The 3,223-nt window shown below is 58.8% G+C and carries 3 protein-coding genes and 2 pseudogenes; 2 read left to right on the top strand and 3 right to left on the bottom strand.

Features of this window, described 5'->3' with window-relative positions; all coding sequences use genetic code 11:
* Positions 1–736: 736 nt before the first annotated feature.
* Positions 737–847 (top strand): annotated as a pseudogene (locus FVF58_RS50720) (IS5/IS1182 family transposase); the annotation flags it as partial.
* A gap of 149 nt (positions 848–996) precedes the next feature.
* Here FVF58_RS50720 and FVF58_RS50725 read toward each other — a convergent pair.
* From FVF58_RS50725 to FVF58_RS50735, 3 genes are all read right to left on the bottom strand, one after another.
* Positions 997–1,251, bottom strand: a complete 255-nt coding sequence (locus FVF58_RS50725; protein ID WP_246217613.1) for a DUF2513 domain-containing protein — start codon at positions 1,249–1,251, stop codon at positions 997–999.
* A 164-nt stretch (positions 1,252–1,415) separates the two neighbouring features.
* On the bottom strand, positions 1,416–1,625 hold the full coding sequence (locus FVF58_RS50730; RefSeq protein WP_149676947.1) for a hypothetical protein: 210 nt from the start codon (positions 1,623–1,625) through the stop codon (positions 1,416–1,418).
* Between the two features lie 333 nt (positions 1,626–1,958).
* Positions 1,959–2,276 carry a hypothetical protein gene (locus tag FVF58_RS50735; protein ID WP_149676948.1) on the bottom strand — a complete coding sequence of 106 codons (318 nt, stop codon included), beginning with the start codon at positions 2,274–2,276 and terminating at the stop codon, positions 1,959–1,961.
* Positions 2,277–2,820: 544 nt separating this feature from the next.
* Here FVF58_RS50735 and FVF58_RS55180 point away from each other — a divergent pair.
* A pseudogene (locus FVF58_RS55180) lies at positions 2,821–3,134 on the top strand (hypothetical protein).
* The last annotated feature ends 89 nt before the right edge of the window (positions 3,135–3,223 follow it).

Here is a 3,223-nt window from a genome sequence, read left to right on the forward strand (position 1 = left end):
GGAATGCTCGGTCCCGCGGGGGTCATCCACTGTAGCGTGATGTTCAAGCGCATGATGCCTGCTCAGGTAGTTGTAGACGCATCCGGACAAGCCGGGCAGACCCGGACGCAGAAGATAGCCCACGGCCGGATGCAGATTTCCGGTCGAAGGGTTGCAGCGCAGTGCCGACCGTTGGGCGCCATCAGGATTTCCAAGCCGAGAGGCCGAGCGATCGTTCGAACAGGATTGCCAGAATGAATAGATCGAATCCGTGCGCGGGCGGCAGGGCGCCGCAGCGTAGTTCGTTGTAGCGTGTAGCCAGCTTGTCCGCGGCTAACGGCAGACCAACGCGCGGTGAGTCGTGAAACACCCGGAACAGATCCGGCTGGGTGGTCCAGTCGAGCCCCCGGGGCCAGGAGCGTAGAAGTTGAGGCAGTCCTTGCTGCGTTCGTGATATTCAAGCAGCGCATGTCTTAACCGCTCCATGTTCCGCTCAAACCAAGAGTACCCGCACATGCGCGTGTACAAAACCAGATGGCTCGACGCTGGACCGCGGTCGTCATCACGTCGTGGAACCAGGCGCGCTACGGCCAACTGCTACTGCCTTCGACGCCCCAAGTGCGGCGCCCGGCACTCGGGTTGCCTTCACAAAAACCGGGGGATGTTTCCAGCGCTTAGGGCAACGCTGATTAAGGTCCACCGCTAAACTACTTCGCGCGTTATAGGTTGGAGTTGATGAAGAAGGCGAAAAGGGATGAAGCAGCAGACTCGCGGCCTGGAAAAGAACGCCTGGCGGGCGTTCACCGCGCTGGCGCTCGCTAACGTCTACCTGTCGCGCCGACGATTGATGGCATCGGTCCGCCCATAAGGGGCGAGAAGCGGGCAAATGGCCCGCCAGCAGGGCCCGAAAGGGCCGAAAAGTCAGGGGCGGAAGTGCGACTTGACGACCGATCAACCCACAGATGGCGAGGACGCCTCAAATTCAGCGGCTTGTTCAGCATAGCCTTAGGTCACCCTTCAGGTGTCTTCGAAGGTATTCGGGGCCGCCGACTTCAAAAACTCGTGGCCATCCCAGGTTAGCCGCCAGTCGCTACCCATTGAGTGCACGAGATTTGCGTCCGCCAGCAGGTTCAACTGATACCCCACACCCCGGTTTGAAACGTCGAACGCGTTCTTGAGCGCCGCTTCAATGTCAAATTCGCTAAGGTGCGAGGACTTGTTTTCCTCGAGGGTTTTCAATATCGCGAGTGCCAAATTCATATCGCGTTTCACGATCTCCTCCTGTCGTAGATGACGTAACTCATCGAGATGGGGCCAGGGGTACAACGTCCGCGCAAGCATCCCGGGTTGGCGTGTGCACACCTCTTTGCGCTTCCGCGCAGTTCCGTGGGAGGCACGGCACAACGCGACCCGTGTGGGTCAACGATCGATGTTCTTCAGGCGAAATCCCCTTGCGGGTCGTCCGGCATCGTGTGTTTGATTGTCTTTTCGTGCTCGTCGCGAGCCGCTTCACGCGGTGACAGGAACGGATCCCCGGCTAGCTCTGGCTCCGACGGTGAGATCGGCTCTGCGCGCGGCAGGGGAAAGGGTACATCAATAGACTGTGTTTCATTGTCTTCCGAAATGAACCTCCTGGTGATGCTCATATGTCCTCCATCAAGTGTGTCGTGTCAGCATCTGGCGGGCCCGGGGTGCTTGCAACCTGGGCGAGTTCCCGCCTGCACTTGCATGCACGTCTGTGAACGCGGGATTGCACTGGCGCGCCTGGATCGTCGATCAGTAGTCCGAAGACAATGCCGACGCTCAGCCGTCGATTCGTCCCTCACGCCGATGGATCCGCCCACGAAAAGACCGGCCGATGAAGGTTCATGGACCACGGACTCGCCTTCAGGGTGTGAGGTTCCGTCCCGAACAAACTCATGCCACGATCCGAACGCGCTGGGTGAATCTCGACACCAGTCGCGTGCGCCATCCGGGATTCAACCCCAGGGTCCCCTCATACCTTCGGTTTCCATGGCAGCATTCCGCTCCTTGCTTGCCTCAATGGGTTCCATGGTCTCGTCGACGGAAGCTGTCGCGCGCTCCGTGGCCGCGTTCATTTCGTCGACAGTTGCGCCTGATCCTCCGTCTTCGTCGCTCGGGGGCACCAGCATGTCGTCATGCATGGCCTCCAACTCCGGCGTGTCCCACGGCGCGCCATGCTGCGCTTTCCTCCTTATGTAATGCCTGACTTCTGCATTCTGCTCCGGAGTCAATGGAAGACCGTGAAAGGTGCTTTGCGGGGTAGCTTCGACCATGGTACTGCACCCGGATTTGTCCTGTTTCCAGTGTAGGCCTGTTGTGCCAAAGAAGCTTTAACTATCGGTCAGTGCATCGACCAACAGCTCCATCCACATCAACTGTCCGGCGAGCGGAGGTTAGCCGTCTTACTACCCCGTGCCGGGGTAGCATGCATTGTCGATGCTTGTGGCGCAGCAGGGAGAGGCGTCAGGCGACGCGATGCGCGGGCGCAACGACGTGGGCAGATGGCATGATTGAGCAAAACCACTGGAAGCAGAAAAGACGTATGCCGAACGTGACCGCCGGTCTTCGATTCATCTGCAGGCAGCCTCGACGGTTCACTATCGCTCGCGAAATCGATGCTGACTAATGGCAGACGTATTTTTTTGGCGCCTCTTAAGGGCTAGAATTCCCTGCATCTGTTGCGCGGTAGCTGTTGACGCTTACCTGCCACCCGTGACAAAAGGGTTCACAGTGTAGCTTACGGGAAACGCCTGCTTCGGGAGCTTACCCGAAACGCCGCGAAGTCTGTCCGGCCGATCAGGCCCCCTCCGGTCCACCATGCAAGGCGAAGTCCACAAGCTTTGTCGGACCGAAAGTTCGCCAAGTCTTGCGGTGATTCTGGAATCGGAGACATTCACGCAACGAACCGTTAAATATCAGGATTCGAGATTCACGTCGATCTGCATCCCACATCGGCGGACATGTTCGATGTCTGGTTTCGCATTGAAGGACCCATCAAGCCTCCCGGTGTTGCGGCGCTCGGCGAGCGCATCAAGATACGAGGCGGTCCGTTTTCGCGTCGCTCGGCGTACCTTGTTCCGGAGATTGCCGGCCAGGCCGCTGTCGACGTCACCCTTGGTCCCGCCGAGTAGCGTCGCGCCTGTATTGCAGCTCGCAAGTGCGAGAAAAGGCTCGTATGAAACCAGGATCGGTGAATGAAGATGGCTCCTGCTATTTCTCT

It is taken from the genome of Paraburkholderia panacisoli (assembly GCF_008369935.1).
Taxonomy (GTDB): Bacteria; Pseudomonadota; Gammaproteobacteria; order Burkholderiales; family Burkholderiaceae; genus Paraburkholderia; species Paraburkholderia panacisoli.